The 1,027-nt window shown below is 66.9% G+C and carries 2 protein-coding genes; both read left to right on the top strand.

The features are described from left to right. Window positions 1-90 precede the first annotated feature (90 nt). A complete protein-coding gene (locus JNW87_RS39075) occupies window positions 91-573 on the top strand; it encodes an STAS domain-containing protein (protein WP_109801950.1) in 483 nt (160 codons plus the stop codon). Between the two features lie 224 nt (window positions 574-797). Beyond that, on the top strand, window positions 798-935 hold the full coding sequence (locus JNW87_RS39070; RefSeq protein WP_161557831.1) for a DUF6766 family protein: 138 nt from the start codon (window positions 798-800) through the stop codon (window positions 933-935). The last annotated feature ends 92 nt before the right edge of the window (window positions 936-1,027 follow it).

Below are 1,027 nucleotides of genomic sequence, written 5' to 3'. Positions count from 1 at the left end.
CCGCGGGTCAAGACATGCGCCCAGGGTCTGCCACCGCGCCTCGACGCCGGCGGGAGGACCCGACTGACCGATGGATCATCGGGAGGCGGCATGTCCACCATCGAACGGCCCACTGGGCACCACACCGAGCCCACCAAACCGATCATGACCTTGTCCCTGGATGTCGAAGGGCCCGCAACGCTGATCACCGTCTGCGGCGAGGTCGACATGAGCACCGCGCACCTCATCACCGAGCTGACCGAACACGCGATCGACCGGCGACCCGCACGGCTCGTGCTCGACCTCTCCGGGGTGACCTTCTTCAGCGCCCACGGCATCAGCGCCCTGCTGCGATCGCAGCGCGCCGCCGCTCACGCTCACGCTCACGTGAAGCTGGCCCTGCGCGAGGCCGCCCCCGTGCATCACCTACCTGCTGGCGGTAACCGGCACCCCGATGAACCTGGACGAGACCACGCCACCTCAGTCCTGAGCAGTAATGCGGGCCATCGGACCGGTGATCTCTCACCGCATCCGCGCCTCCCGACGGCTGACGGACACCGCAGCATCAGGCAGGTAGGGCAGAACTTGACGTAGATCCTAGGGCCGGGGTGGTTGAGCAGACAGCCACCCCGGCCGCGCTTTCCACCGCTCCGCGGTCGCGTTGAGGCGGTCATGGTCGATCTGCGCCGTTCGGCCGCCGGCTGTCCAAGCTGGTGATCAAGGTTCGGATTGAAGGGCACCAAGCGGGGGATGTAGCCGTGCGTGAGGGTCGCATTTGTGGCAGTAGGCGCAGCCCTGGCTGTATTGACCGTGGGAGGGTGCACGTCGAGAACTGGCAGTCGGAGCTGCTGGCCGTGACGTCGATGGTGGTCCTGTCGATCTACCTGCGGCAGCGGGGATCATCCCAATCCAAGCCGGTCGGCGCCGCGCACGCCGCCACTGGAGTAGAAGGCTGAGCCTGCGGCGTCCCCCGTCAGACGAAACCGGCGAAGGAGCTCGGGCTCCGGGGTGAACTGAGCACGCCCTTTGGAGTGAAATCAGCCAACTC

Origin of the sequence: Micromonospora sp. ATA51 (assembly GCF_016802855.1) — a bacterium.
GTDB classification, from domain to species: domain Bacteria; phylum Actinomycetota; class Actinomycetes; order Mycobacteriales; family Micromonosporaceae; genus Micromonospora; species Micromonospora sicca.
The sequence above is the reverse complement of the archived record's forward strand: the minus strand, read 5'-3'. Positions and strand labels throughout refer to the sequence as shown.

Excerpts from the sequence above, each read along its gene's own strand:
- JNW87_RS39075 (WP_109801950.1), top strand. The coding sequence starts at position 91 with ATGTCCACCATCGAACGGCCCACTGGGCACCACACCGAGCCCACCAAA.